This is a genomic window from Secundilactobacillus angelensis (genome assembly GCF_012641075.1).
Taxonomy (GTDB): Bacteria; Bacillota; Bacilli; order Lactobacillales; family Lactobacillaceae; genus Secundilactobacillus; species Secundilactobacillus angelensis.
In genome coordinates, this window is record NZ_JAAXLJ010000016.1 from 36,352 (window position 1) to 59,525 (window position 23,174).

22 protein-coding genes are annotated in these 23,174 nt (G+C 44.2%); 10 read left to right on the forward strand and 12 right to left on the reverse strand.

From position 1 onward, the window contains the following. Window positions 1-2: 2 nt before the first annotated feature. Window positions 3-1,148 carry a cation:proton antiporter gene (locus tag HC026_RS08990; protein ID WP_168925635.1) on the reverse strand — a complete coding sequence of 382 codons (1,146 nt, stop codon included), beginning with the start codon at window positions 1,146-1,148 and terminating at the stop codon, window positions 3-5. A gap of 129 nt (window positions 1,149-1,277) precedes the next feature. On the opposite strand from HC026_RS08990, the gene HC026_RS08995 reads away from it, so the two are divergent. Together HC026_RS08995 and HC026_RS09000 are read left to right on the forward strand one after the other, a co-directional pair. Then, window positions 1,278-3,677 carry a Xaa-Pro dipeptidyl-peptidase gene (locus HC026_RS08995; protein WP_168925636.1) on the forward strand — a complete coding sequence of 800 codons (2,400 nt, stop codon included), beginning with the start codon at window positions 1,278-1,280 and terminating at the stop codon, window positions 3,675-3,677. Window positions 3,678-3,726: 49 nt separating this feature from the next. Continuing rightward, complete coding sequence (locus tag HC026_RS09000; RefSeq protein WP_168925637.1) at window positions 3,727-4,638, forward strand: proline-specific peptidase family protein; 912 nt, start codon at window positions 3,727-3,729, stop codon at window positions 4,636-4,638. Window positions 4,639-4,703: 65 nt separating this feature from the next. Here HC026_RS09000 and HC026_RS09005 read toward each other — a convergent pair whose 3' ends face one another. Both HC026_RS09005 and HC026_RS09010 read right to left on the reverse strand, forming a co-directional pair. Then, entirely contained in the window at window positions 4,704-5,291 is a 588-nt protein-coding gene (locus HC026_RS09005) for a L,D-transpeptidase (protein WP_168925638.1), read from the reverse strand. An 86-nt stretch (window positions 5,292-5,377) separates the two neighbouring features. Then, window positions 5,378-6,925 (reverse strand): ABC-F family ATP-binding cassette domain-containing protein, encoded by a 1,548-nt coding sequence (locus HC026_RS09010; RefSeq protein ID WP_168925639.1) that lies wholly within the window; start codon window positions 6,923-6,925, stop codon window positions 5,378-5,380. Window positions 6,926-7,303: 378 nt separating this feature from the next. Between HC026_RS09010 and HC026_RS09015 the strand changes: the two genes are divergently transcribed. From HC026_RS09015 to HC026_RS09035, 5 genes are all read left to right on the forward strand, one after another. Further along, a complete protein-coding gene (locus HC026_RS09015) occupies window positions 7,304-7,678 on the forward strand; it encodes a VOC family protein (RefSeq protein WP_168925640.1) in 375 nt (124 codons plus the stop codon). A gap of 26 nt (window positions 7,679-7,704) precedes the next feature. Continuing rightward, window positions 7,705-8,379, forward strand: coding sequence for a CPBP family intramembrane glutamic endopeptidase (locus HC026_RS09020; RefSeq protein WP_168925641.1), 675 nt, complete (start codon window positions 7,705-7,707; stop codon window positions 8,377-8,379). Between the two features lie 459 nt (window positions 8,380-8,838). Next, window positions 8,839-9,834: a tryptophan ABC transporter substrate-binding protein gene (trpX, locus tag HC026_RS09025; protein WP_168925642.1), complete on the forward strand. Its 996-nt coding sequence runs from the start codon at window positions 8,839-8,841 to the stop codon at window positions 9,832-9,834. After that, complete coding sequence (locus tag HC026_RS09030) at window positions 9,831-10,739, forward strand: ABC transporter permease (RefSeq protein ID WP_168925643.1); 909 nt, start codon at window positions 9,831-9,833, stop codon at window positions 10,737-10,739. The genes trpX and HC026_RS09030 overlap by 4 nt, the downstream gene beginning before the upstream one ends. Next, on the forward strand, window positions 10,732-11,505 hold the full coding sequence (locus HC026_RS09035; RefSeq protein ID WP_168925644.1) for an ABC transporter ATP-binding protein: 774 nt from the start codon (window positions 10,732-10,734) through the stop codon (window positions 11,503-11,505). Before HC026_RS09030 ends, HC026_RS09035 begins: the two co-directional genes overlap by 8 nt. A gap of 91 nt (window positions 11,506-11,596) precedes the next feature. On the opposite strand, the gene HC026_RS09040 is transcribed toward HC026_RS09035, so the two are convergent. The 7 genes from HC026_RS09040 to HC026_RS09070 all read right to left on the reverse strand — a co-directional run bounded on the left by HC026_RS09040 (window position 11,597) and on the right by HC026_RS09070 (window position 17,224). Beyond that, window positions 11,597-12,772: an aminotransferase class V-fold PLP-dependent enzyme gene (locus HC026_RS09040; RefSeq protein ID WP_168925645.1), complete on the reverse strand. Its 1,176-nt coding sequence runs from the start codon at window positions 12,770-12,772 to the stop codon at window positions 11,597-11,599. A gap of 489 nt (window positions 12,773-13,261) precedes the next feature. Then, window positions 13,262-14,128 (reverse strand): NAD(P)-dependent oxidoreductase, encoded by an 867-nt coding sequence (locus HC026_RS09045; RefSeq protein WP_168925646.1) that lies wholly within the window; start codon window positions 14,126-14,128, stop codon window positions 13,262-13,264. 12 nt (window positions 14,129-14,140) lie between these two features. Next, complete coding sequence (gene trxA, locus HC026_RS09050; RefSeq protein WP_168925647.1) at window positions 14,141-14,461, reverse strand: thioredoxin; 321 nt, start codon at window positions 14,459-14,461, stop codon at window positions 14,141-14,143. Next, window positions 14,436-15,200 (reverse strand): TerC family protein, encoded by a 765-nt coding sequence (locus HC026_RS09055; protein WP_168925648.1) that lies wholly within the window; start codon window positions 15,198-15,200, stop codon window positions 14,436-14,438. Before HC026_RS09055 ends, trxA begins: the two co-directional genes overlap by 26 nt. A gap of 87 nt (window positions 15,201-15,287) precedes the next feature. Further along, complete coding sequence (locus HC026_RS09060) at window positions 15,288-15,911, reverse strand: glycoside hydrolase family 73 protein (RefSeq protein ID WP_232843711.1); 624 nt, start codon at window positions 15,909-15,911, stop codon at window positions 15,288-15,290. 85 nt (window positions 15,912-15,996) lie between these two features. After that, window positions 15,997-16,974, reverse strand: coding sequence for a linear amide C-N hydrolase (locus HC026_RS09065; protein WP_168925650.1), 978 nt, complete (start codon window positions 16,972-16,974; stop codon window positions 15,997-15,999). A gap of 4 nt (window positions 16,975-16,978) precedes the next feature. Then, window positions 16,979-17,224, reverse strand: a complete 246-nt coding sequence (locus HC026_RS09070) for a hypothetical protein (protein WP_168925651.1) — start codon at window positions 17,222-17,224, stop codon at window positions 16,979-16,981. 218 nt (window positions 17,225-17,442) lie between these two features. Here HC026_RS09070 and HC026_RS09075 point away from each other — a divergent pair, with 218 nt between their 5' ends. Then, window positions 17,443-20,157, forward strand: coding sequence for an MMPL family transporter (locus HC026_RS09075; protein ID WP_168925652.1), 2,715 nt, complete (start codon window positions 17,443-17,445; stop codon window positions 20,155-20,157). A gap of 71 nt (window positions 20,158-20,228) precedes the next feature. Here the strand turns inward: HC026_RS09075 and HC026_RS09080 are convergent, their stop codons facing one another. After that, window positions 20,229-20,672: a MerR family transcriptional regulator gene (locus tag HC026_RS09080; RefSeq protein ID WP_168925653.1), complete on the reverse strand. Its 444-nt coding sequence runs from the start codon at window positions 20,670-20,672 to the stop codon at window positions 20,229-20,231. Window positions 20,673-20,920: 248 nt separating this feature from the next. Between HC026_RS09080 and HC026_RS09085 the strand changes: the two genes are divergently transcribed. Beyond that, window positions 20,921-21,409 carry a C40 family peptidase gene (locus HC026_RS09085; RefSeq protein WP_168925654.1) on the forward strand — a complete coding sequence of 163 codons (489 nt, stop codon included), beginning with the start codon at window positions 20,921-20,923 and terminating at the stop codon, window positions 21,407-21,409. Between the two features lie 69 nt (window positions 21,410-21,478). Here HC026_RS09085 and HC026_RS09090 read toward each other — a convergent pair whose 3' ends face one another. Beyond that, a complete protein-coding gene (locus HC026_RS09090) occupies window positions 21,479-21,901 on the reverse strand; it encodes a GNAT family N-acetyltransferase (protein WP_168925655.1) in 423 nt (140 codons plus the stop codon). 112 nt (window positions 21,902-22,013) lie between these two features. On the opposite strand from HC026_RS09090, the gene HC026_RS09095 reads away from it, so the two are divergent. After that, window positions 22,014-22,946 (forward strand): VOC family protein, encoded by a 933-nt coding sequence (locus tag HC026_RS09095; RefSeq protein WP_332871179.1) that lies wholly within the window; start codon window positions 22,014-22,016, stop codon window positions 22,944-22,946. Window positions 22,947-23,174: the final 228 nt, after the last annotated feature.

Consider the following 23,174-nt stretch of genomic DNA (forward strand, 5'->3'; position numbering starts at 1 on the left):
TTCTATTCCAACCTAGCAATAGAGTGTTTTAGCAATAATGGTGCAATCACCGTGGACAGAATAATGACCACGATCAATTCCGAATACAACTCTGGCGCCAGTAATTTAGCCTGATACCCGATTTGAGCGATAATTAATGCCATTTCACCACGGGAAACCATGCCGGCACCCACAACGTAGGCGCTATTAAAGCTGAAGCCAAGAATTTTAGCGCCTAGCCCGCCACCGATCAGTTTTGAGAGAACGGCGACAATTGTCATACCCAGAATCAACAAAATGTTGCTCCAGAAATGATCAAACCGCATTTCGACACCAATGCTAACGAAGAAGATGGGTACGAAAAAAGCGTAACCGATTGGACTAATATTAGCTTCGACCTCCGTTTGAGCACTGGTTTGTGCCACTGCGATACCGGCAAAGAAGGCACCAATCACGGCGCTTAAACCCGTCAAGTCAGCTAAATACGCCATTCCCAAACAAATAATGAGTGACATAATCGGCACTGACTGTGGTACTGGCAGCCGTTCAAACAACCGAATCAAAAACGGTGCGACCCAGCGAATAACCAGGTAAACCATCACAAAGTACACCAACTGTTCGCCGATACTTAAGGCCAGATTGGGTTCTCCAGAACTACTGCTTGAAAACATGCTGACAAAGACACTCAGAATCAAGACTGCCATAATATCATCAACCACAGCGGCACCAAGGATGGTCGCACCTTCCTTGGTGTTTAACTTTCCGAATTCCCGCAATACTTCAACCGAAATAGAAACTGAGGTTGCGGCAAAGACCACGCCCCAGAAAATTGCCCGCTCAAAATTTTGGTGCATCACTACGCCATAAATATAAAAACAGATCATGGGCAAAATGACACCCATGGTTGCCACACTGATAGCGGGTTTAAAATACTTTTTAAGCAGTTTTAAATCACTTTCCAAGCCAGCCATGAACATTAAAATGATCACACCGATTTCAGCGCCCGCCGTTAATAATTCGCCGGGACGAATCCAATTAAGTAACGCTGGTCCCAGCAAAATTCCCACCAAGAGTTGGCCAATCACACTGGGAATACCAATCCGCTGACTCAGTGCACCAGCAATGGTAGTAGCAAATAAAATTAGCGCTATTTCGCCAATATAGTTCAAATAAACGTTCCTTTCTATCCTTGTCCTCAAATTAATTATTACCAGTGTATCATGACTCAAACCTCTCTGGCTATCGCCTGGCTTGCGTTATAATGAAAATATCACTCGACTATAGGAGGCTTTCGTTCAATGAAAATTAATCAATTTGCAATCGCTCCAACGACTTTAGCTGATGAAAAAGCCGAATTACTAGGCATTCAGTTTATCAACCAATCTGATTTACAGCTGACGCCCCACCGGTTACTGCATCGCTTACTTCAGCAAAGTTTTCCCGAAGTTATGAGCACTGAGGCTGCTGACAGTAAAATTGCTAATCTGCTAGCAGCTGATCAGCTAGATGCGCTGTCACTCACCCAAACCAGCTATGACATTAAGCCCTTACATATTTTGAATCTGATCCTACAACTATTAGGTTTCGAAGCAGGCCGAGAGTTCGAACTGGATGCACCAGCAAAAATCCCGTCTAAAGTTAATTTACCGAAATTTCGCCACGAGACTCTAACCAACGATGATTTACTTCACGCCTGGTACCAATTACTGATTACCCATACAACAACCGGTCAAACTTTTCTAGACCAGCTAGCCGGACGCGGCTATTTCCAGCGACGAAAAAGCTTACCCAAACCGCTATTTTTTAATGGCAAAGCTCAGCCGGTTTTCGATACCACTCAACTGATTCATGAAGTTGTGTACGTCGAATCACCCCAAGATACCGACCACGATGGGCTGCGAGATCTACTAAAAGTCGAAATTACCCGTCCAGTCGAATCTAACCAGCAACCAGTTCCCGTTCTTTACACTGCTTCACCCTATAATCAGGGTACCAATGACGAGGCTGGTGACGCGCTAACACACGATGTCAACGTTCCATTGACTGAAAAAAAGCCGACATCATCTACTCACAGTGACAACCAACCATCTTCAGAGAAGTTGCCTGATCCACGCGTAGTGAATGCTCAGACTACGCAAGCTGATGAAGCATTTGGAAACACCTTCGATTACAGCTTGAACGATTACTTCCTCGCCCGCGGTTTTGCTGTCGTCTACGCTGCTGGCATTGGTACTAAAGAATCAGACGGTTTACGCACCACTGGCGACCCTGAAGAAACAACCTCGACCATTGCTGTGATTGAATGGCTGAACGGCAAGCGAACCGCCTTCACCAACCGAACCGCTAACATTGCGATTGAGGCATCGTGGTCAAACCGTCACGTTGCAATGACCGGACGCTCCTACCTAGGCACACTTGCCACTGCTGCGGCAACCACTGGCGTTGCTGGCCTGAAAACAATCATTTGTGAAGCTGGGATCTCAAGCTGGTACGATTACTATCGGGAAAATGGGCTGGTGATTGCTCCCGGTGGGTTCCCTGGGGAAGACGCCGACGTACTGGCAGAAGAAACCTTCTCCCGTGAACAACAAGCTGGTGATTACTCTCGCATCAAAACCAAGTGGCAACAGCAACTTGCAACTATTGGTGAGGAGCAAGGCCGTGACACCGGCGATTACAACGATTTCTGGGACGCTCGCAACTATCGTAAAAATGCTAACAATATTAAAGCTGACGTCATGATCGTCCACGGGCTCAATGATTGGAATGTGAAACCACGGCATGCGGAAAAGCTCTGGCGCGCAATCAGTCAACTGCCAATCAGTCGTAAACTTATCCTCCATCAAGGACCGCACATTTACATCAATAATTTCCGTTCACTAGACTATACCGATATGGTTAACCTCTGGCTATCTCATGAACTCTATGATTTAGATAACTATGCTGAAAAGATTTTACCTGACGTTTTAGTTCAAGATAATGTCAGTGCTGAAAACTGGCAGGCGTATCCAGATTGGGGTGCACCCGACAATCAAGTTGCCCATTATCATTTAACACCCAGTGGGCTGTCCACCGAATCGGCAAGCCAAACATCAGTCACGTTCAATGATCATTTAGAACAATCACTCTTCCAGCGATATGCCAAGGATAATGCACAGTGGCAACGAGATCTGGTCAAACAATCTTCACCACTTGATGGTCATCGACAGATTTTTCAGGCACCAGTTCAAACTGATGAGCTGGTTATTGATGGCTGTCCAACTTTGCACCTCAATGTTTCATCTGACCAATCGGTTGGGCTGATCAGCGCGGAATTAGTTGATCTGGGTGAGTTTAAACGACTAAACCCACTACCGACAACGTTGGCAAGACAGGCCATGGCGGTGGGATATCATTTCCGTAAAGAGGATTTGCGTGAATATGAGCTCGCCAAAAAAGAGAGCCCCTATCAGCTGATTTCAAAAGCGCACATGAACCTACAAAACCGGAAGACTTTAACCCACGTTGAAACGATTACGCCAGGCAAAGTTTATCCAATTTCGCTGGAACTGCAACCCACGCATTATCGGCTTACAGCTGGGCATCAATTAGGCCTGATTGTTTACGCTACCGACTTTGGGATGACTGTCCGTGGTAATCAAAATATCACCTACACATTATCGCTTGCTAATAGCTGGTTAGAACTTCCTCGCCTATAGATTTGTGATATTATGGTAATTAACTTCAATTTGAAACGAGGTAATTCACATGAAACAAGGCACCACGATTATTACTCTAGATAACGGCTACCATCTGTGGACCAATACGCAGGGTGAAGGCGACATTCATCTGTTAGCATTGCACGGTGGCCCTGGTGGCAACCATGAATATTGGGAAGATACCGCACAACAACTGAAAAAGCAGGGCCTGAATGTGCAGGTTCACATGTACGACCAATTAGGTTCGTGGTACTCTGATCAACCCGACTACAGTGATCCCAAGATTGCTGAAAAATATCTCACCTATGACTATTTCTTGAATGAAGTTGAAGAAGTCCGCCAGAAGCTAGGCTTAGACAACTTCTACTTGATTGGTCAATCATGGGGTGGTGCATTAGTCCAAATGTACGCTGCTAAATACGGTCAGCACTTGAAGGGTGCCATCATTTCATCAATGGTCGATAACATTGATGAATACGTGACTCACATTAACCAAGTTCGTGAAGAAGCCCTACCAGCAGACGCTGTGGCCTACATGAAGAAGCAGGAAGCTGCTAATAACTACGACGATCCGCAATACCAAAAGTACGTGGATGTCTTAAACGATGGTTACGTTGACCGCAAGAAGCCAGCTGCTATCTCTCACTTGATTCCAACCATGTCACGCCCAGTTTACGGAGCATTCCAAGGTGATAACGAATTTGTCATCACCGGCAAATTAAAAGAATGGATGTTTGAATCACACCTCAAGGACATTCAAGTTCCTACTTTACTGACCTTTGGTGAACATGAGACCATGCCAATTTCAACAGCCAAACGGATGGCAACCGAAATTCCACATGCTCGCTTGGTTACCACGCCAGAAGGTGGCCACCATCACATGATCGATAATGCGCCAGTTTACTACGATCATCTTGCAACCTTCATGCGAGACGTCGAAAATAATAATTTTAACGACTAATAAGCGTCTTAAACCAATCAAAAAGGTTTCGAACTCAACTGAGCTCGAAACCTTTTTTGTAGTGTCTAGTCAATGACAACTTTAGTTCCATAAGTGACGTTGTTGTAAAACCATCTGGCATCGGGGACTGCTAATCTCACACAACCATGAGAGTGCGCGGTCCGCCCAAGCATATCGGCTTCCTTGACATTAAACTTACCATACTGGTCGGTAGGGACACTGTGGAATAGATAAATACCATGATCTTTGAATGATACCCAATCCTTGGCACCCTCTTTAGACTCTGCATTGTAGAAAAATTTACCGTGTTCAGCTTGAATATGGAAAGTCCCCTTTGGCGTTGAATCATCCACACCAGTTGAAGCATACATGGTGTAAACGGTGTGCTTACCATCCATGATGAACACCCGTTGCTGCTTCACGGAAACATGGATCCACGGATTCTTCAACTGCTGCCACTTAGGATACGGCTTGTTTTCAGAAGATTTCCGCCAGTTAATATGAGTTGGTGTCACCTTTTTAGTAGTGACTGCTTTTTTGGTCGTTTGAGTTGCTGCCTGATCACCCTCACTGGGTGTCATTAAATGGTTTGCCGTAACGCCTAATAAGGCAATGGCAACAATCAGCGCAATTATTTGCAATACCCGCTTCATAATCTCTCTCCAAACATGTCTTAGTAGTTATAATTGTAGCATGCAAATATTTCAAGGAGATAACATTTAGCTAAACTAACAACTTTTTACTGATTCTTAAGACTTAGTTTTTCAACGTTCAGCACTTTATCTGCTAATCCCTCGTAGAAACTTACCTCATGGCTGACAACGATTGCGTTACCGGGGAACTTGTTGATGGCGTCCTTCAAAGCTTCCTTGGTTTCTTCATCCAGATGGTTCGTCGGTTCATCTAAAATCAAGAAGTTGCTTGGTTCAAATTCCATCATCGCTAATTTAACTTTTGTCTGTTCACCACCAGAGAGTTGACCGATGGGCTTCATAGCGTTGGCAGCATCCAGCCCACACTTTGCCAGCTTAGTTCGAATCGCCTTTTGAGGCAGCTTTTCATACTTTGCTTGAATAATTTTAAGCGGCGTTTCCTGGTCATTTTCCCATTCCAAGTCTTGGCTGAAATAGCTGACCTTGGCGGAAGGTGAAAACTGAGCTGAACCACCCTTTGAATCAATTAAACCTAAAATGGTTTTAATTAGAGTCGACTTCCCCACTCCGTTGAAGCCTTCAAAACCAACTTTTTCACCAGTATTTACTGAGAATGTAACTGGTTTTAGCAATGGCCGGTTATAGCCAACGGACAGGTGATCAACTACCAGTGCATTCTGCGAGCCAGTGTCTTCATATGGAAAGTTAAAGGTCGCCTGAATATTACTCGAAGGTGGATCCACCAAGTCCATATGCGACAGCTGTTTCTCCCGGGACTTCGCCTGTTTTGAGCGGGTCCCTGCCTTGAATTTAGCGATGAATTTTTCGGTTTTCTCAATCTTAAGTTGTTGCTTTTCGTATTCTTTACGCTGGGCTTCTTCTCGTTCCGCCCGTTGGCGCATGGCAGATTTAAAACTACCACGGTACTTAGTGATCTTGCCGAAAGCCACATTAATAATACAGTTAGTGACCTGTTCGAGAAAATCATAATCATGAGAAATGATCATGGCAGCACCGTCGAAACCGTTCAAATACTCCACCAGCCAGGCAATGTGGGCCACGTCTAAGTAGTTAGTCGGTTCATCCAGTAGAATAACGTCTGGATTTTGCAGTAATAACTTAGCTAAAATAATCTTAGACCGTTGACCACCAGACATCTGGGCAACTTCATGATCGCGGCCAATATCGTCAAGCCCAAGTCCTGTAATGATCCGTTCTATTTCAGTTTCAATATCATAAAAATTGCTGGCTTCCAGCTCCTCTTGGATTCGGCCAGCTCGTTCCAATAACTTATCGTCCGTAGTTTCCGCATAATCGGTATACAGTTGCGCCATGCGGTCATTTTTATCGTATAAATCTTGGAATGCCGTATGCAAAAAGTCAATTAGCGTCATGCCTTCTGGAATATCGGCATATTGATCCAGGTAACCCACGTGAACACCACGCTGCCACTTAACGGAACCGGACAGTGGTAATTCGTCTCCAGTCAGCACCTTGATCAGCGTCGATTTACCAACCCCGTTTTGGCCGACGATCCCCATGTGTTCACCCTTATTTAGTTGAAAACTGGCATCATCGTATAGTTGTTTATCAGCGAAAGCCATGCTCAGGTCTTCAACTTCTAGTAAAGCCATTTAATCATTTACCTCCTTTAATTGTGTGCAGAGGTAGGCTTTTAAAGCATATCTAAGGGGCTTTCAGCAAACTACCAAACTGGTAACCTGTCAAAAGTCCCTTAGCTGTAACTTTCAGCTTGCCGGAACACCATCATTTAAACTGCCTTTAAAGGCTAAATTTAAGTTCATTTTCATTTTTTTACAACACTTCACCCTATCACGAAACCTTTTCAATAGCAAGAAATGAAGCCATAAATCCGCATTATATCGGCGTTCTTTACACATAGCACCAAATTTGTTTGATTTCGGCTGCACAGTTCGCTTAGACAGCAATCGGCTATTTCTCTGCTGTGGTATAATAATTGCCATGAAATAATCAAGCAAAGGATGACAAGATTGAATATAAAAGATATTGATAGCCTGACGTTAACAGTCAGTGATATCAATCACGCCGTACGTTTTTATCACGAAGTATTTGACTTACCAATCATTAAGAACAGCGATCAGCCGGCGCTCTGGCTTGGCCATCACCGCTTAGAATTCCGGACAATCGGTGACAACGATGCGATCACTGCTCACGTTGTGACACCGGGTAGTGCCGAATTAGCACTGGAAACACACGACCCGTTGGAGAATACACTGTCACATCTAACCAACTACGCGGTTGAAATTGCTGATGGCCCGGTGCCTTACGAAGGCGCTAAGGGCTCGGCAACCGCCTTATGGGTCCGCGATCCGGATCAGAATCTCATCAAAATTATTACGTATTAGTCAATTAGGATCGAGGTGCCGAAAGTATGTCCTATATTAAACGTCAAGGTCTCCGTATCGGCGCCTTTGTTTTATTACTCGCCGTGTACCTTTCAGATTCTATTCTATTGGAACTTGCAACTAAGTATGCCAATAAAAATGCAGCACTAACTGACAAGTACGTTGGTGCGATGCTGATCATGGCTGCTAGTGTGTTAGTGCTTTATACCTGGCTATATCATCGACAACTTAAGCAATATAACCCACGTCATTTCGGTCACCAAGCTTTTAACTGGCACCGGATCACCCAACTGCTGCTTGCTTTTATTCTCATGTTGGCAGTTCAAATCGCTTGGTCACAACTGATTACACACCATCTATTGCCCATGCCTAGCAATCAGTCAGCGCTGGATGGTGAAATACAGCAACTTCCCCTTTGGAACACCGTCTACGGGGTATTGTTTGCGCCAGTTTTTGAAGAATACTTGTTCCGCGGATTATTTTTCAACTTTTTCTTTTCAAAAAATTCGCTTTGGAGCAACCTGATTGGCGTTTTTGTCAGTGGTCTCATTTTTGGTTACCTGCACACAATGGCATTTTCTGTCACTACCCTCTTTTATGCATCATTAGGGTGGGTGCTTGCAGGTACCTACCTCTACTTCAAAGATATTCGCTATAGTATCACGTTACATTTTCTCAATAATCTGTGGGCTGTAGTGTGACACCCAAAAAAATGCATCTTCTTGTTTCTATATTACAAAGCATGGTGTATAATATAGTCACGATAACTACTAATGTAGTTCATCAAGCGCGGAAGGACCCAATCTCGTTTTCGAGATTGGGTCCTTTTGTTTCACATTGATTTACATGCCAGTCGATACCAATGAAACCAAGTGACACTTGCGTAACTTATCACTGGTCTTTATAATAGTAGATATTCTAGTTCGGAGGAATTCAAATGACGAAGGTTGCTAAGCAATTTAATCCCTGGCAGTTCCGGTAAGCAGGCCGCTCTTTTGATGCGGTTTGAACAACATGTTCAATACACGTGTCTTGCCGGTTACTTTGTCATATGAGTGACGCTGCATGACTAACCTTGCACGTCGCCCATCCTAGACGACTTCTGTGAGGAGTCGCCTTTTTTATTGCATTAATTCTATTTTAGATTGGGGAATCGAATCATGAAGCGACTATATGCGTTAATCGCTATTATTGTAGTTTTTCTAGGCTTTGCATACGTTGGTGAAGGTGGCATTGGCAAACCTGCTCAGGTTGCCAAACCAACGGTGGGTATCTTGCAACTGATGTCACACCCTGCGTTAGATGCCATCCACCACGGCATTATTCATGGTCTGGAGGAAGAAGGCTATCACCCAGGGAAAAACATTAAAATTGATTTTCAAAACGCTCAAAATGATCAAAGTAATTTAATGACCATGAGCAACCGGTTTGTTAACGAAGACGCCAACGCAACGATTGGGATTGCCACACCGTCTGCTCAAGCGTTAGCTAATGCCACTTCCAAGATTCCAATCGTTTTAGGCGCCGTTACTGATCCTCAAGGCGCCGGGTTGGTTAAGAATAACGAACGTCCTGGACACAATATCACCGGTGTTTCTGACCAAGCGCCTTTAAAAGAACAGCTCGGTTTGATCAAACAAGTGATGCCAAGGATGAAAACACTGGGCATTTTCTACACGTCTAGTGACGACTCCGCTGCTGCTCAATACAAGCAATTCAAGCAACTCTGCAAGGAAGAACACATCACCTTAAAGGCTTATTCAATTTCTAACACGAATGATGTGGATCAAGTTTCCCAGCAAATGGTTCAAAACGTGGACGCAGTGTATGTGCCAACTGATAACACGGTGGCTTCAGCAATGCAAACACTAGTCAAAAACGCCAACAGTGCTAAAGTTCCCGTGTTTCCAGCCGTTGATACTATGGTTAAAAGTGGCGGTTTAGCAACCTACAGTATTAACCAATACAAACTAGGTGTGCTGACTGGTAAGATGACCGCTGATATCTTAAAGGGTAAGAAGCCGGCAACTACTCCCGTAAAATTCATTCGGCATGGCGATTTAATTTTAAACATGAAAGAAGCTAAAAAGCTTGGGATTACCTTCCCTAGCGCGCTAGTCAAACAAGCACAAAAGAAAGGGGAAATCATCAAATGACATTTGGATTAGGCGTTTCCGCCATTGGTCAAGGCCTGCTATGGGCCACACTTGGCTTGGGATTATTCCTGACCTTTAGAATCTTAGACTTCCCCGACATGACGGTTGAAGGCACTTTTCCGATGGGTGCAGCAGCTTGTGTGGCTGCAATCAACAATGGCATTAGTCCCATTTGGGCAACGCTGATTGCGATTGGCGTCGGCATGCTCTGTGGTTTGGCAACTGGCTTGTTATACACCAAAGGTCGCATTCCAATTCTGCTGGCCGGAATCTTAGTAATGACGGCTGCTTACTCGGTTAACCTGAGAATTATGCACGGTCGCTCCAATTTAACCTTGCTAGACAAACCATCATTGTTGAAACTGCCCATTTTTGCACACACACCAATGTATTTCGACAGTGTTTTCCTCGGTTTTACCGTCATCGTGTTACTCACGTTAGTGCTGATTTACTTCCTGCAAACGGATCTTGGTCAAGCCTTCATCGCGACTGGTGACAACGAAAAAATGGCCCGATCGCTAGGAATTAAAACTGATAACATGAAAATTATGGGTTTGATGGTCTCTAATGGTGTCATTGGCTTGGGCGGTGCCCTGGTTGCTCAAAATGACGGTTATGCCGACGTCAACATGGGAATTGGTGTCATCGTCATCGCACTGGCTTCCATCATTATTGGTGAAGTTGCCTTTGGTGAACTAACCATGAACCAGCGTCTGGTGGCTGTCACTCTGGGATCGATTCTCTACCGTTTCGTCCTGTTAGTCGTACTGAAATTAGGCTTCAATACCAACGACTTGAAGCTATTCTCATCGGTTGTCCTGGCCCTTTGCATGATGGTGCCGGTCTTCCGGGACATGTTCAATTTAAAACGCGTTTGGAAACGGGGGATCTCAACTCATGACTAAACCAATTCTAGAATTAAAGCACGTTGTTACCAAGGTTAGTCGGAATACGCCCGAAGAACTCACCTTGCTGAAGGACTTGAATTTAACCATCAACGAAGGTGACTTCATTACGATTTTGGGTTCCAACGGTGCTGGTAAATCAACCCTCTTCAACACCATTGCGGGTAATTTAACCATCGATTCTGGCGATATCTTGCTACGGGGAGAATCGATTGCTAACGAATCCGAGGAACGGCGAACCCGCTTCTTGAGTCGCGTTTTCCAAGACCCGAAGCTAGGAACGGCGCCGCGAATGACCGTGGCAGAAAACCTGTTATTAGCGAATAAACGTGGTGAGCATCGGCGGTTAACGCCCCGTCATCTTAAACAGCACATGGCTGAATTCAAACAAATGACCAGTGGTATGGGTAACGGCTTAGACGAACGGTTAACCACACCAACTGGTAGTCTTTCTGGCGGTCAAAGACAGGCGCTAAGTTTCTTGATGGCTACTTTGAAAAAGCCTGACATTTTACTGCTAGATGAACATACTGCCGCTCTGGATCCTAAAACGTCACAAGAGTTGATGAACGCAACTAATGAACGGATCACGGCGCAACACCTCACTTGTTTGATGATTACCCATCACTTGGATGATGCACTTAAGTATGGGAATCGCCTAGTGGTGATTGGTGATGGTAAGATTACCTACGATGTATCCGGCGAAGACAAGCAAAAGTTAACTCAGGAAAAACTGTATAGTTTCTTCTCAGACTTACAAGAATAAACCTAATAACAAAAACAGCGCTTCAGCATACCCGGGAATGGGTATCCTGAAGCGCTATTTTGTTGCTGGAACACGTATTCTCATACACTCATCAATGTTGTGGCTGTTTCAATGCAATTTTAGCAAAGGCCTGAGCAAAATCTGCCTTCAAGTCATCAACATCTTCAACCCCGACGGATAAACGTAATAAGCCATCAGAGATACCACAAGCATGCCGCTCCTCAGCTGACATCTCGGCATGAGACATCTTTGGCGGATACGACAGAATCGTTTCCACTGCACCAAGTGACACCGAGAACACTGGTATCTTGATGTTCTTAACCAACTGGCGAACATTATCTTCTGACCCGACGTCAAAAGATAATACCGCCCCGCCAGAGGTGGCCTGGCTAAACTGAACATCATGGCCGGCAAAGCTAGTTAACCCAGGATAATTGACCTTCGTCACAATCGATTGCTTTTGGAACCATTGTGCCAAAGATAATGCCCCAGCTGCTTCAGCTTTTACCCGAACACTCAACGTTTTAATACCCCTCAGCAACAACCAGCAGTCACTAATACCAAGCGTGGCCCCCATGGCATTTTGGATAAAGTAGATTGCATCACCCAATTTTTTGGTTTTCGTCACAATCAAACCAGCTAAAATATCAGAATGGCCAGCTAAAAACTTAGTCCCACTATGTAAAACCAAATCAACACCCAGATCCAATGGCTTTTGGAAAATTGGGGTCATAAAAGTATTATCAGCAAATACTAAGGCATCGTGCGCATGTGCCGTGGAAACGACTTGCTTAATATCCGTCACCTTCAGCGTTGGGTTAGAAGGCGTTTCGATGTACACCACCTTAGTGTTCGGTTTAAACGCCGCCTCAAGAGCAGCCTTATCATCACAATCAACAAACGTATAATCAATGCCATAATTGGGCAGGATCTGTGTGACTAACCGAAACGTGCCACCGTAAACGTCCTTGGTGACAATCACGTGGTCACCTTGATGCAAAGTAAGAAAAGCTGTGGAAATCGCCGCCATACCCGTTGCAAATGCAAAACCACGTGTGCCATGTTCTAGTGCTGCAATGCTATCTTCTAGCACATCTCGAGTAGGGTTCCCGCTTCTGGTGTAGTCATATTTTCCAAAATGATCTAAATCTGGTTGAGCAAACGTCGACGATAACTGAATCGGCGTGTTCAAGGCTCCCGTTTCTGGGTCCGATTTAGTTGTGGTTTTAATTACCTGAGTTGCATCATCAAACTTTGAAACCGTCATATCATTTTCCTCCCTATTTTGCTGCCTTAGTTAGCTGGATGTTAGTTAAATTGATGAATCATGCCCGTCTGATTCCATATGAAATTAAAAAAACCTTCGCCCACATAAATCTGGGCGAAGGTTTTCGCGTTACCACCTGAAATTCACTTAAATCTCACGATTCAAGCCTTAATAAGTACAACAATTTCATTGTTATACTCTGCAAGATATCGATTGCTAACGAAGTGGGTAGCAGATTGTCTACCCCCACTTAAGTTCGGAGATCATCTTCAGTTGTTCCATTTGACTGCTTCGCAGCTACCGCAGTTCTCTTAACAAACTTGCACAACCTACTCTTCTCGTCATTACTTAATATGAGATTATTTCTAATTTAACTCTCATTTAAGAGCCTGTCAAGCCGAGAAAATCAACATTGTAAAACTACTATCTCTCATAATTGGTAAAATCGTACTGACGGAATCTGATGACGAGATTTCTAAAGCACCTGACCTAAAGTTGCTCATACAGTTTAATCAACCCCTGAGTGCCATCATCGCCTAAGCCCTTTTCATCAACCATCGTTTCGTATAGTTGCTTAGCAAGCTTAGTGGCTGGCAGGTCTAACTTCATTTTTTCAGCTTCATCCAGAGCAATTCGCAGATCCTTCAGGAAGTGTTTTGCGAAGAAACCTGGCGTGTAATCACCCTTTAGAATCCGGGGAGCGTAGTTATCCATGCTCCAGTTATCAGCGCCACCACTGCTTAGAGTGGCTAAAACATCCGTCATATTCAATCCGGCGTGCTGGGCGTAAACCATCATTTCCACAGTTCCCGTCATGGTACCGGCAATCATGATTTGATTAGCCATCTTGGTATGCTGACCCTTACCTGCTGACCCGAATAAATGCACCTTCTGGCCAACTTCTTCGAACAAAGGTTCAATTTTGTCGTAGGTCGCTTTGTCGCCACCAACCATAACGGTCAAAGTGGCATTTCTGGCCCCCACGTCACCACCGGAAACCGGTGCATCCAACGCATGTGCACCGAGTTCTTCAGCTTTAACGGCAATCTTTTCCGCCAAAGTCGGTGTGCTCGTCGTCATATCAACAACGGTTTTACCAGCTGTTAGCGTACTAAAGACGCCCTGATCGCCAAAATAGATTGACTCCACATCAGTAGGGTAACCAACCATCGAAAAAATCACGTCTGCTTGCTCGGCAACTTTGGCTGGTGTGTCTAACCAAGTTGCGCCCTTCTCAACTAACGCATCCGTCTTTGATTTCGTTCTGTTATAAACGACCAGTTCATTACCGGCATCTAACAAGTGTGCCGCAATGGCCCCACCCATGACGCCAGTTCCGATAAATCCTAATTTCATGGTTCAGCCCCCTTAATTGGTTGCTAATTTTTTGTCTAAATACTTGGCTAACTTATCTTTAGGATATACGCCGGTCACTTTTTCAATGGCCTTCCCATTCCGGAAAAAAACGAGACTGGGGATACTCATGACCTTATAATTCATCGCCAAATCCTGATTGTGTTCAACGTTCAATTTACCAAACTTGATGCGATCACCATAGGTTGACTCCAGTTGCTCTAAAACGGGATCCATCATTTTACAGGGTGCACACCAGCTAGCCCAAAAATCCACGAGAACTAGCCCTTCAGCCGTCTCTTCGGTTAAATTATCCTTCGTTATCGTGACCGCCATCTGCCGCCCGCCTCCTTTTTCGAATGACATGGATCAGTAAAGTAATCACTACTGCGGCCAGCACAATCACACCAAAGGCTGCCGCTGGGATTTCAATATCGATCATTGGAATACTGATAAATAGTTTAATCGCAATTAGGGCAATCAATCCATAAGCCATTGGTTCCAGTTCAGGAATAATGCGCATCAACCTCATAATCAGCTCAGCAACACCACGCATGGCAAGAATACCAATCATCCCACCAATTAAAACAATCACTGGGTTAGGAGAAATGGCTAAGGAAGCCAAAACGGAGTCAATCGAGAACACGATATCCATTAATTCAATTTGGATAACAACAGACCAGAACAATGAGATATGGCGTTTCTTATCGGAAACCAACTTCCGAGTGTGCTTAACCCGAGACTTAGAGAAATACTGAATGGTTAGGAACAGCAAATAGCCCGCTCCCAAAACCTTGATCTCCCAAAAATTAATCAGGTAAACACCGATTCCAATAATCAGAAAACGGAAAATATAGGCGCCCCAAATACCGTAAAACAATGACTTTTCGCGGAGCTCCTTGGTTGGCAGAGACTGTGTCTGCGCTGCTAGTACCACGGCGTTATCTACTGAAAGCAAGCATTCGATCAGCACCAGTGAAAAAATGACCAGCCAATCACTCCCAGAGCTGATGACCGTTTCCCAATTATGCAAATCAAAGAATGGACCGTAAAGTTTTCCGATTAAATCGAACAATCTTAAACATCTCTCCTCTCGTATCTCTTAATAGTCGTATCATACCGAAACCAGGGAGTGGCATCAAGTAGGATGTTTCTTCATCTACTAGTAACCATCAAACCGATTTAAGCTATAAGTGTTAATGACATTGATGAGCTTCTTCGCGTAAGTTGGATCCGTGGCATAACCATTTTGCTGTAACAACTTGGCAGCCGTTCGGTAATTTGTCACGTGAGCTGGCAAAAATTGCTGGGCGACCACGGCATCATGGTCTAAAATTGATGCCTCTAAGTTAGGATAAACACGGAAATTCGCGTTAATTCGCTCCTCTTTACCATTGATATATTCAGTGGTTGGAAATGATTTCGTGCGTCCGTTATAACTCCCCTTGATTCCAAACGGGTTGTTGGCCTGTTGGTACAACTGGGAGTGCCCCCAATTCGACTCGATGATTGCTTGAGCAACCACGATACTCGGGAGTACCTGGTGGTTATCTTTATAGACGTTAATCGCTGGTTTTGCCACCGAGTCAATAAACTTTCGCTGCTGCCGCTGTTCGGGAGTTTCCGAGTTGGTGGGCTTGTTAGCTTGCTCCTGTCGGCTTTCAATGTTGTTCATGACATAGCGGACGCCTAGCCCGCCACCAATGACAAAGAGTGCCAACAAGAAAATCAGTGTTGCCACTCCCTGCGAATTATTCTTTTTGCTACGGCGTTTTTTCTTGGCCAAAAACTGTGTCTCCATTCCTTCAAATTATTCTTGTCTTTAAAGTTAGTTTAACATGGCGTCGGCTTTACCAAGAATTAATAATTCATTAATTTAAACTGACAGTCTGTAATTGATCAGGAATGCCATAGAATTCAGGCTTGGTTCGTTCCAGCATTGCTGGCGTTAACTGCAGCTTCACGAGTCCTAATCGATTATAAGATTCAAAATAATAGGATAACGATTCGGTTACTGTTGAAGCACGGTAAACTGAATAATTTTGCTGATACGCGGTACTTTTTGGCACACTCACACCATTTAAAAGGTGCCACATGCTGACAATTCCTGAATTTTCATCAGCAGGTTGATCGGTTCGTTCTTTGTAGTACGCTGCTCGAATGAAGCGTGAACCTGGCGTATACGAACCAGCAGGAATCTTCTTTCCAGAGAAGCTACCCGTCGTCACCCGCGGTGTATTTAACGGCACTGATCCAGCTTCAAATTCCGGCGTAAAGGTCATATAATCTTCCAACTGTTTAAGCTGCCGTTTAAAGTCATAGGCGTTGGTGAGAATACCAAGCGGGTTTTCGTATATCTTAAGTGGCTTTTCTGAAGTTTCAATTGCCACGATTCGACCCGACGCATCTGAAGCCACAAAGTGCAGCTCTGGGTAGCCATAGGGCTTGAACGCCCCTTCACCACTCATCAATTGAATCTCATTCATATGTTCCTCAATTTCGACAATTGACTTGAAGTGCCCTAACAAGTACAACGGCAATTCAAATGGGGCAAGTGAATGTTTATTGAGATCCGGCTGGTGATCAAAAATTGCCCCATTGGCAAAGGTTAATTTTTGAACACTCAATCCAAATTCGTTAATCCCATCAGAGATATCGATTTCCTTATCGTGGGCACCGCCACTGCCAATAATAGCGTAAGAGTTTTGATACGCCTGATTATCATACACCGACCGCCAATGGTATTGACGAGGAACAAAAACTGGTCTAGCACCTAACGCATGCCAATCCATCGTTCGACCCAAAACGTGAGTCCCATCCAGTGAGATTTGATAGATACTCGTACACATGTTGTCACCGCTCCCTTGTTTGGCTTAGATGCTGTAACGTATTTTCAAACTGCTGATCAATTCGTTTCTGGCTTGCTTCTGATATCTGGGTTGCTGGTTGCCCTTTTCTAAGAATGGGTTCCGCCACCTTCAAGTAAGTAAATAAAACTTGGCTGACATCTAAATGATAAACGGCAGCTAATCGTTTCGCAATTGAAAACCGATTATTAGTATTCAATCCAGCATATGGACTTTGATACTGCTTTGACATGGTCTCTTCCACCCTTCATTTCAAGAAAGTTCATTATAAGCAATTTTTTACCTGAATAATAGTAATTTGAATTGAAATCAATTAATCGCGGACAACCGAGGTAAAAGCTTTATTTTATTTCATTTGAAAATTGAAATACAAACTCTTATCGGCTATGTTAATATAGTAGTTATATATATGCGCCTTGAAGGGCGACATTTTAAGGGAGATATTATTCAATGAAAGAGCGGATACGTCAGTTACACAGTCATCGAATCTTCTCATTGCTGTTTTGGCTCATCGCAATTTTTGCTGCCATCGTGATGATGCCTAACACCTCTGACATGATTCAATCTAAGGGACAGCCTCAGTTAGCTAATGATAGCCAGCCGATGGTCGCCCGGAGTATGCAAAGCACATGGGGTAGGAACATTTCCGGTACGTCTCAGGTTACAGTAGTTTTCAGTAATCCTAACGGAAAGTTGACCACCACCCAACAGTCTAATATTGATAAAACCGTTCAACGTTTGACTGAAAAACAAAAAACTTATGGCATCCAGTCTATTCAAACTATGACCACGAATCCGACTGCCAAAAGCCAATTTTATTCCAAAGACGGTTCTACCGAAACCATCCAATTGGCACTCGCTCAAAATCAAGGCGATTCAAGAGTACTTGCGAAGCAGCTCCGAAGCCAAATTCGAACAGCCGGTTTATCAACTTACTTAACTAGTCCGGAATTAGTGAACGATGCCGCTAATGAAAACATCAGTCACGTGACAACTTTTGCCGCTATTCTTGGCTTTATTTTAAGCCTGTTAATCATTGGTGTGATCTTCAAATCACTGATTGCACCTCTAATCTCCACATTATCCATGCTGATGATGTACGCAGTTTCCCTAAGCTTAGTTAACAACTTAGCTAGTCATACCAGTTTTCCGTACTCAGAATACCTGCCATTATTAACATTGTTATTGACATTAATTCTTGGAACACTGGGCTTTTACTACCTATTTAACGCATTTAAAGAAAACGCAGCAGCCGGCCAAGACCCGGCAGAAGCGACAACTCATAGTGTGCATGCCATTCGCAACTTTCTACTGATTCTTGGTTGCACGTTAACGATTCTCTTTGCCAGTTTTTACGCCTTTAGTTTTTCAACGATTCGGGCAATGTCTAGCCTAGCAATCGTTACGATTGTCACCATTATCGGACTGTACACCATTGCACCGATCTTCATGCAGTTACTTGGCGAACGATTCTTCTGGCCAGCCGCTGATCTACCCACCCGACCACACCGTTTCTGGAACTGGATGGCAAGCTTCGGCCTCTGGCAACCATTCGTTGCAATCATCGCAGTCTTGTACGTTGTCGGTCCCTTTGCCATTTTATACCGGGACAATTTGAATTTCTCGGCGGCTAAAACGGTCGCACCTAACAACGAAGCAATTTCTGGTATGCGCGTGCTTAACGCCCACTTTGGTGAAGGAAAAGCTACCCCAGTTACCATTTATGTCCGTAGTAAGGATCGGGTGGATAACGAAAAAGCGCTGCTTCAACTCGATAATTTAACTACCAAATTAAAGTCAATGCCCGGCGTTGCTGGGGTCACATCATTGACTCAGCCTAACGGTCAGCCAATGAACCAGTACTACGTTAATACTCAGCTCAACCAGATGAACACCTCACTTCGGGGTGCCACTGATCAACTTTCAACATTACAATCTGATCTCAAGTCTAACCGCTCGGATCTCAGCCAGGTTAAACTCAGCGAATCTGCTGACAAGCTGGATAGTCTAGTTTCCAAAACCACCACTCTTGCTGACGATACAAGCACCGTTCGTTCACAAGTTTCACAGGTTGCGGGCAGAGCTAGCGTTTCTCAAAGCTCATCAGCTTCCAAACGAGTTAGAAATTATCAACGGTTACTCAACCTAGTCAGCAACCAGCTTCAGACCGTCGCTAGCAACATGCGGGTCCTCAACGATGAGGCTACTACAGCCGGCAATGATGGCCAAGCTGTTCAATCCAGCGTTTCAGATTATGCTTCCCAGGTTTCATCCGTTCAAAGCAGTCTAAAGAAAACAACAACTAGTCTAAACGGCTTGATTAAGTCGTATAACAGCATCTACAGTTATCTTTCTGCTTTACAAGCATCCGATGCCGCTAAGACTTATTACATTACTCCTGAGCAACTCACCAGTATGCAATTCCAGCAATCCTTGGCAAGCAACACGAGTCAGGATTACAAAACGACTCAGTTACAAATTTACCTGAAGAACTCTGCATCAAGCCATAACAACGCTGCAACAATCCAACAACTACAGTCTGAAGTCAAAACTCAGTTGCAAGGGACTGCTCTTAGCAACGCTAAAATTGCCTACACTGGTCAACCAGTTGTTCAAAATACGGTTGAACACGCCATTAAAACAAATGCTGGCTGGTTACTCTTAACCATTGGGATCATTACTTTCCTAATTATTGCGATTCTAAGTGGTTCAGTTCTCCAGCCAATTTACTGGTTGACCAGCTTGGCCTTAGCCGTTATGGGTGGCGTCCAGTTAGCTGAGCTCACGAGTCACTTTATGTCTGGTGATCCAACTTTCAACTGGCAAGTGCCGTTTATCGCATTTGTGCCATTGCTCATTATCAGTATGAGCCTACTGATTCAACTGGCAATTAGCTATCGCTTTAAAGAGGTTAGTTTGCTGGACTGGCTCCAGCCCGGTGTCAGTTCTCTAGGTCAAACACTTCGTTACCAGTTGTTTACGATGGTTATTATCTGTCTGGTCTTGTTTAGCGCTAATTTTGCGCCACTCACGCAGGCTGGATTGGTAATCTTGTTTGCAACTATCATCTTCGACATTATCTTGCCGATTATTGTCACATCCGTTGGCAAATTAACCGTGACGTTACCTACTATGCGTCCTCACTTAAAGCGCCACGCAAAATAAATAATTTAGTTAGTTATTAAAAGAACGACTAGAGCAGTCATCAAACTGTTCTAGTCGTTCTTTTTTGCGACTTAATTCGAATTGTCGTTCGCCGGCCGAACCTCATAGCTGGCTTCTCCATTCTCGTACAGACCGTAAAGAACCTGCGTTTTCGCTTTATCAAAGTAGCCCAAGTTCAAATACATCTTTCCTTCGACAACCTCTACACCATTAAACGCAACTTTAAAAAACTTGCGGGCTAGTAAAATTTCTTTTTCAATACTCCGCATTTTCTCCACGGCTGCCGGAAGTCGATACCCCTCATCCTGCAGTTTTTTAATGATACTAACTTGAAGAAACGTATGAAAGTCATAGACTCGCGCCTTGTTTTGATCATCACGTGTATTGGCTGAAATGTACTCACGCTGCTCCCAGTATCTAAGCTGACGCGAGGACACCCCAGTCATGCGACTCAGTTCACCAATGCGAAACACAAAGGTATCGGTGTTGACTAAATTAGGGATTTGATAATTCATCTCATAACCGCCTCTCAGATTTTGCACCCTTATTATTCCACATTCTTGACTAATGAGCAAAGTCAGTCGCTTGTACAACATGTCTTATAGGAAATGTTATTTTACAGGATTGTGAAATTATTACGTAAATTACAGTCTGAAACTGATTGTTTAACGTCATTGACACTGCTTTGTTACATGATTGAAATAAATAACACGTACACTAATTGTTGTACATAAAAACGGATAAGTTAGGGGTTTTAAGTTCAATGAAGAAATTAATCGTAAAAAGTATTATTGCGGTAGCAGCATTCTTTAGTTTCGCAGTTGCTGGTGCACAGGCTACTACAGCACAGGCTGCAAGCACGAACGCAACTTACAGCACCGTTTACAACACAGCTAAGCAAAATTTAGGTAAGCCATACGTTTGGGGCGCAACTGGTCCTTCCGCATTTGATTGCTCAGGCTTTACCAGTTACGTTTACAAAAAGGCTGCCAAGATTTCTATTCCACGGACAGCACAAGCACAATATAACGCTTATAAGCACGTTAGCGGTTCTAACGTTGAAAAGGGCGACTTAGTCTTCTTCGGTTACGGTACCGGCAGTATCAGCCACGTTGGCTTATACGTTGGTAACGGCAAGATGATTGATGCCCAAAACCGCGGCGTTGTGAAAGAAAAGGTCCACGCACCATGGTGGCACGTTGTTGGTTACGCACACGTTACCGATTTTAGCACCACTGCTTCACTAGACTAATACACACATATAACAAAGCCGTGATCGTCAAGTTGATGATCACGGCTTTTTAGATTCTTTAGAAACAATTTAAAGGTTCTTCACCATTTTAACGTGCTTGATCCCCACTTCTTCAAACGGTTCGCCAGTTTGCTCAAATCCTAAACGTTCGTACAATCCGATGGCTGTTGCTTGAGCGTTTAGCTCCAAGTGGCTCTTCGGGGGCATTTCGGCAATTACTCGCTGCAATAAGCCTATGGCATACCCATGATGCCGAAAAGCGTTCAGGGTGGCTACGCGTTGAATATGTACTGTCTGTCCTAGATGACGAATTCTTGCAGTAACAACCGGTTGATGCTCAACGTAACCAACATAATGCGTCACCTGATCATCTAAACCATCAAATTCTAACTTAGCTGAAATGCCCTGTTCCTTCACAAAAACCGCCTGGCGAATGTTGGCCGCATCGTGGTAAACCTGACTCTTCGTACCTGTTGCTGACTCAATTTTCATTACTCAACCCCCTCATCCACTTATTATACCCTATTAGTGCTGGGCGAATTCCACGGGATTTCCGGTTCTATATGCTATACTGGGGGCAATAATAATACGAAAGCAGGCGACAATCGTGCAAACTCATCACATTTCGCTCTTAACAAAAAACGCTAAACAAAATATTCGGTTTTACACCCATGTACTTGGTTTACGGCTAGTCAAAAATTCCGTCAACCAAGAAAATATTCATATTCGTCATTTATTCTACGGTGATTATTTAGGTACCCCGGGTTCAGTCATTACCTTCTTTGTCTTACCTCTACTGGGACATCGAACAGATGGCAATCACTTTATTAACGGGATCCGGTTAGCAATTCCAACTGGTAGTCAAGCATTCTGGCAGGAACGCTTAGCCAGTACGGGCATTACAGTAACTAAGACGAGCGACGGTCTTTCATTTGACGACCCCGATCAGATTCCCATCACCATGGTAGAAACTGACAACCAGCTCACTGAATGGCAAGTTGTTCCCAATAATGGCATCGACGCCAAATACCAAATCAGCCGCTTCTTAGGCACTGAACTACACGTACCAGACGTCAGTGCGTCACAGAACTTTTTTGAAAAATTACTCAATCTAACGGTCACTGATAATACGGTCGAACTTGACGGTGCTGAACAAATTAAGCTAGTGCAAACTACCGATTTCAGTCAAATCACTCGGTTCGGTCGAGGCTCAATCGACCACGTTGCTTTAAGGGTAGCTGACGAAGCTGAACTGTTACGCTACTATCAACTTGCTGAAGAACAGGGCTGGGACATTGAAATGTACCGCGATCGCGGCTGGTTTAAGAGTCTTTACATTCGTGAACCCGGCGATAATCGAATTGAACTTGCTACCCCTACCCCAGGATTCAGCCTCGATGAGTCAATTTTAACAATGGGTAACAGTCTCGGTTTACCACCAAAGTTTGAATCATTGCGGTCAACTATTATGGATTACTACGCTAAGCAAGGCATCGATTTTAGCGATGATGGCGATCTTAGTGCACAGGGTGATTAGGTGATTTGATTTAGCTTAATCGGGCTTCTCCAAGCAAAGAGCCGCACATAAGGGCGTCTCCGTCTGAGTTCCTAAGTTCATGGAATTCCGTCGGGGACGCCCTTGTGCTTCGGTCTTTAACCGCTTGGTTGCGCACCTTGGTTTAATCAGGCTTCTCCAAGCAAAGACCTGCTCACAACACAAGCCCACCAAAATTCCCAAGTTCGGGGAATTCCGGTGGCCTTATCT

Bases quoted from the DNA above. Each gene is read 5' to 3' on its own strand.
- trpX (WP_168925642.1), top strand. From the start codon at position 8,839: ATGAAGCGACTATATGCGTTAATCGCTATTATTGTAGTTTTTCTAGGC.
- HC026_RS09065 (WP_168925650.1), bottom strand. From the start codon at position 16,974: ATGTGTACGAGTATCTATCAAATCTCACTGGATGGGACTCACGTTTTG.
- HC026_RS09035 (WP_168925644.1), top strand. From the start codon at position 10,732: ATGACTAAACCAATTCTAGAATTAAAGCACGTTGTTACCAAGGTTAGT.
- HC026_RS09080 (WP_168925653.1), bottom strand. From the start codon at position 20,672: ATGAATTATCAAATCCCTAATTTAGTCAACACCGATACCTTTGTGTTT.
- HC026_RS09040 (WP_168925645.1), bottom strand. From the start codon at position 12,772: ATGACGGTTTCAAAGTTTGATGATGCAACTCAGGTAATTAAAACCACA.
- HC026_RS09000 (WP_168925637.1), top strand. From the start codon at position 3,727: ATGAAACAAGGCACCACGATTATTACTCTAGATAACGGCTACCATCTG.
- HC026_RS09005 (WP_168925638.1), bottom strand. From the start codon at position 5,291: ATGAAGCGGGTATTGCAAATAATTGCGCTGATTGTTGCCATTGCCTTA.
- trxA (WP_168925647.1), bottom strand. From the start codon at position 14,461: ATGGCGGTCACGATAACGAAGGATAATTTAACCGAAGAGACGGCTGAA.
- HC026_RS09070 (WP_168925651.1), bottom strand. From the start codon at position 17,224: ATGTCAAAGCAGTATCAAAGTCCATATGCTGGATTGAATACTAATAAT.
- HC026_RS09090 (WP_168925655.1), bottom strand. From the start codon at position 21,901: ATGAAAATTGAGTCAGCAACAGGTACGAAGAGTCAGGTTTACCACGAT.
- HC026_RS09030 (WP_168925643.1), top strand. From the start codon at position 9,831: ATGACATTTGGATTAGGCGTTTCCGCCATTGGTCAAGGCCTGCTATGG.
- HC026_RS09045 (WP_168925646.1), bottom strand. From the start codon at position 14,128: ATGAAATTAGGATTTATCGGAACTGGCGTCATGGGTGGGGCCATTGCG.
- HC026_RS09020 (WP_168925641.1), top strand. From the start codon at position 7,705: ATGTCCTATATTAAACGTCAAGGTCTCCGTATCGGCGCCTTTGTTTTA.
- HC026_RS09010 (WP_168925639.1), bottom strand. From the start codon at position 6,925: ATGGCTTTACTAGAAGTTGAAGACCTGAGCATGGCTTTCGCTGATAAA.
- HC026_RS09075 (WP_168925652.1), top strand. From the start codon at position 17,443: ATGAAAGAGCGGATACGTCAGTTACACAGTCATCGAATCTTCTCATTG.
- HC026_RS09085 (WP_168925654.1), top strand. From the start codon at position 20,921: ATGAAGAAATTAATCGTAAAAAGTATTATTGCGGTAGCAGCATTCTTT.
- HC026_RS08995 (WP_168925636.1), top strand. From the start codon at position 1,278: ATGAAAATTAATCAATTTGCAATCGCTCCAACGACTTTAGCTGATGAA.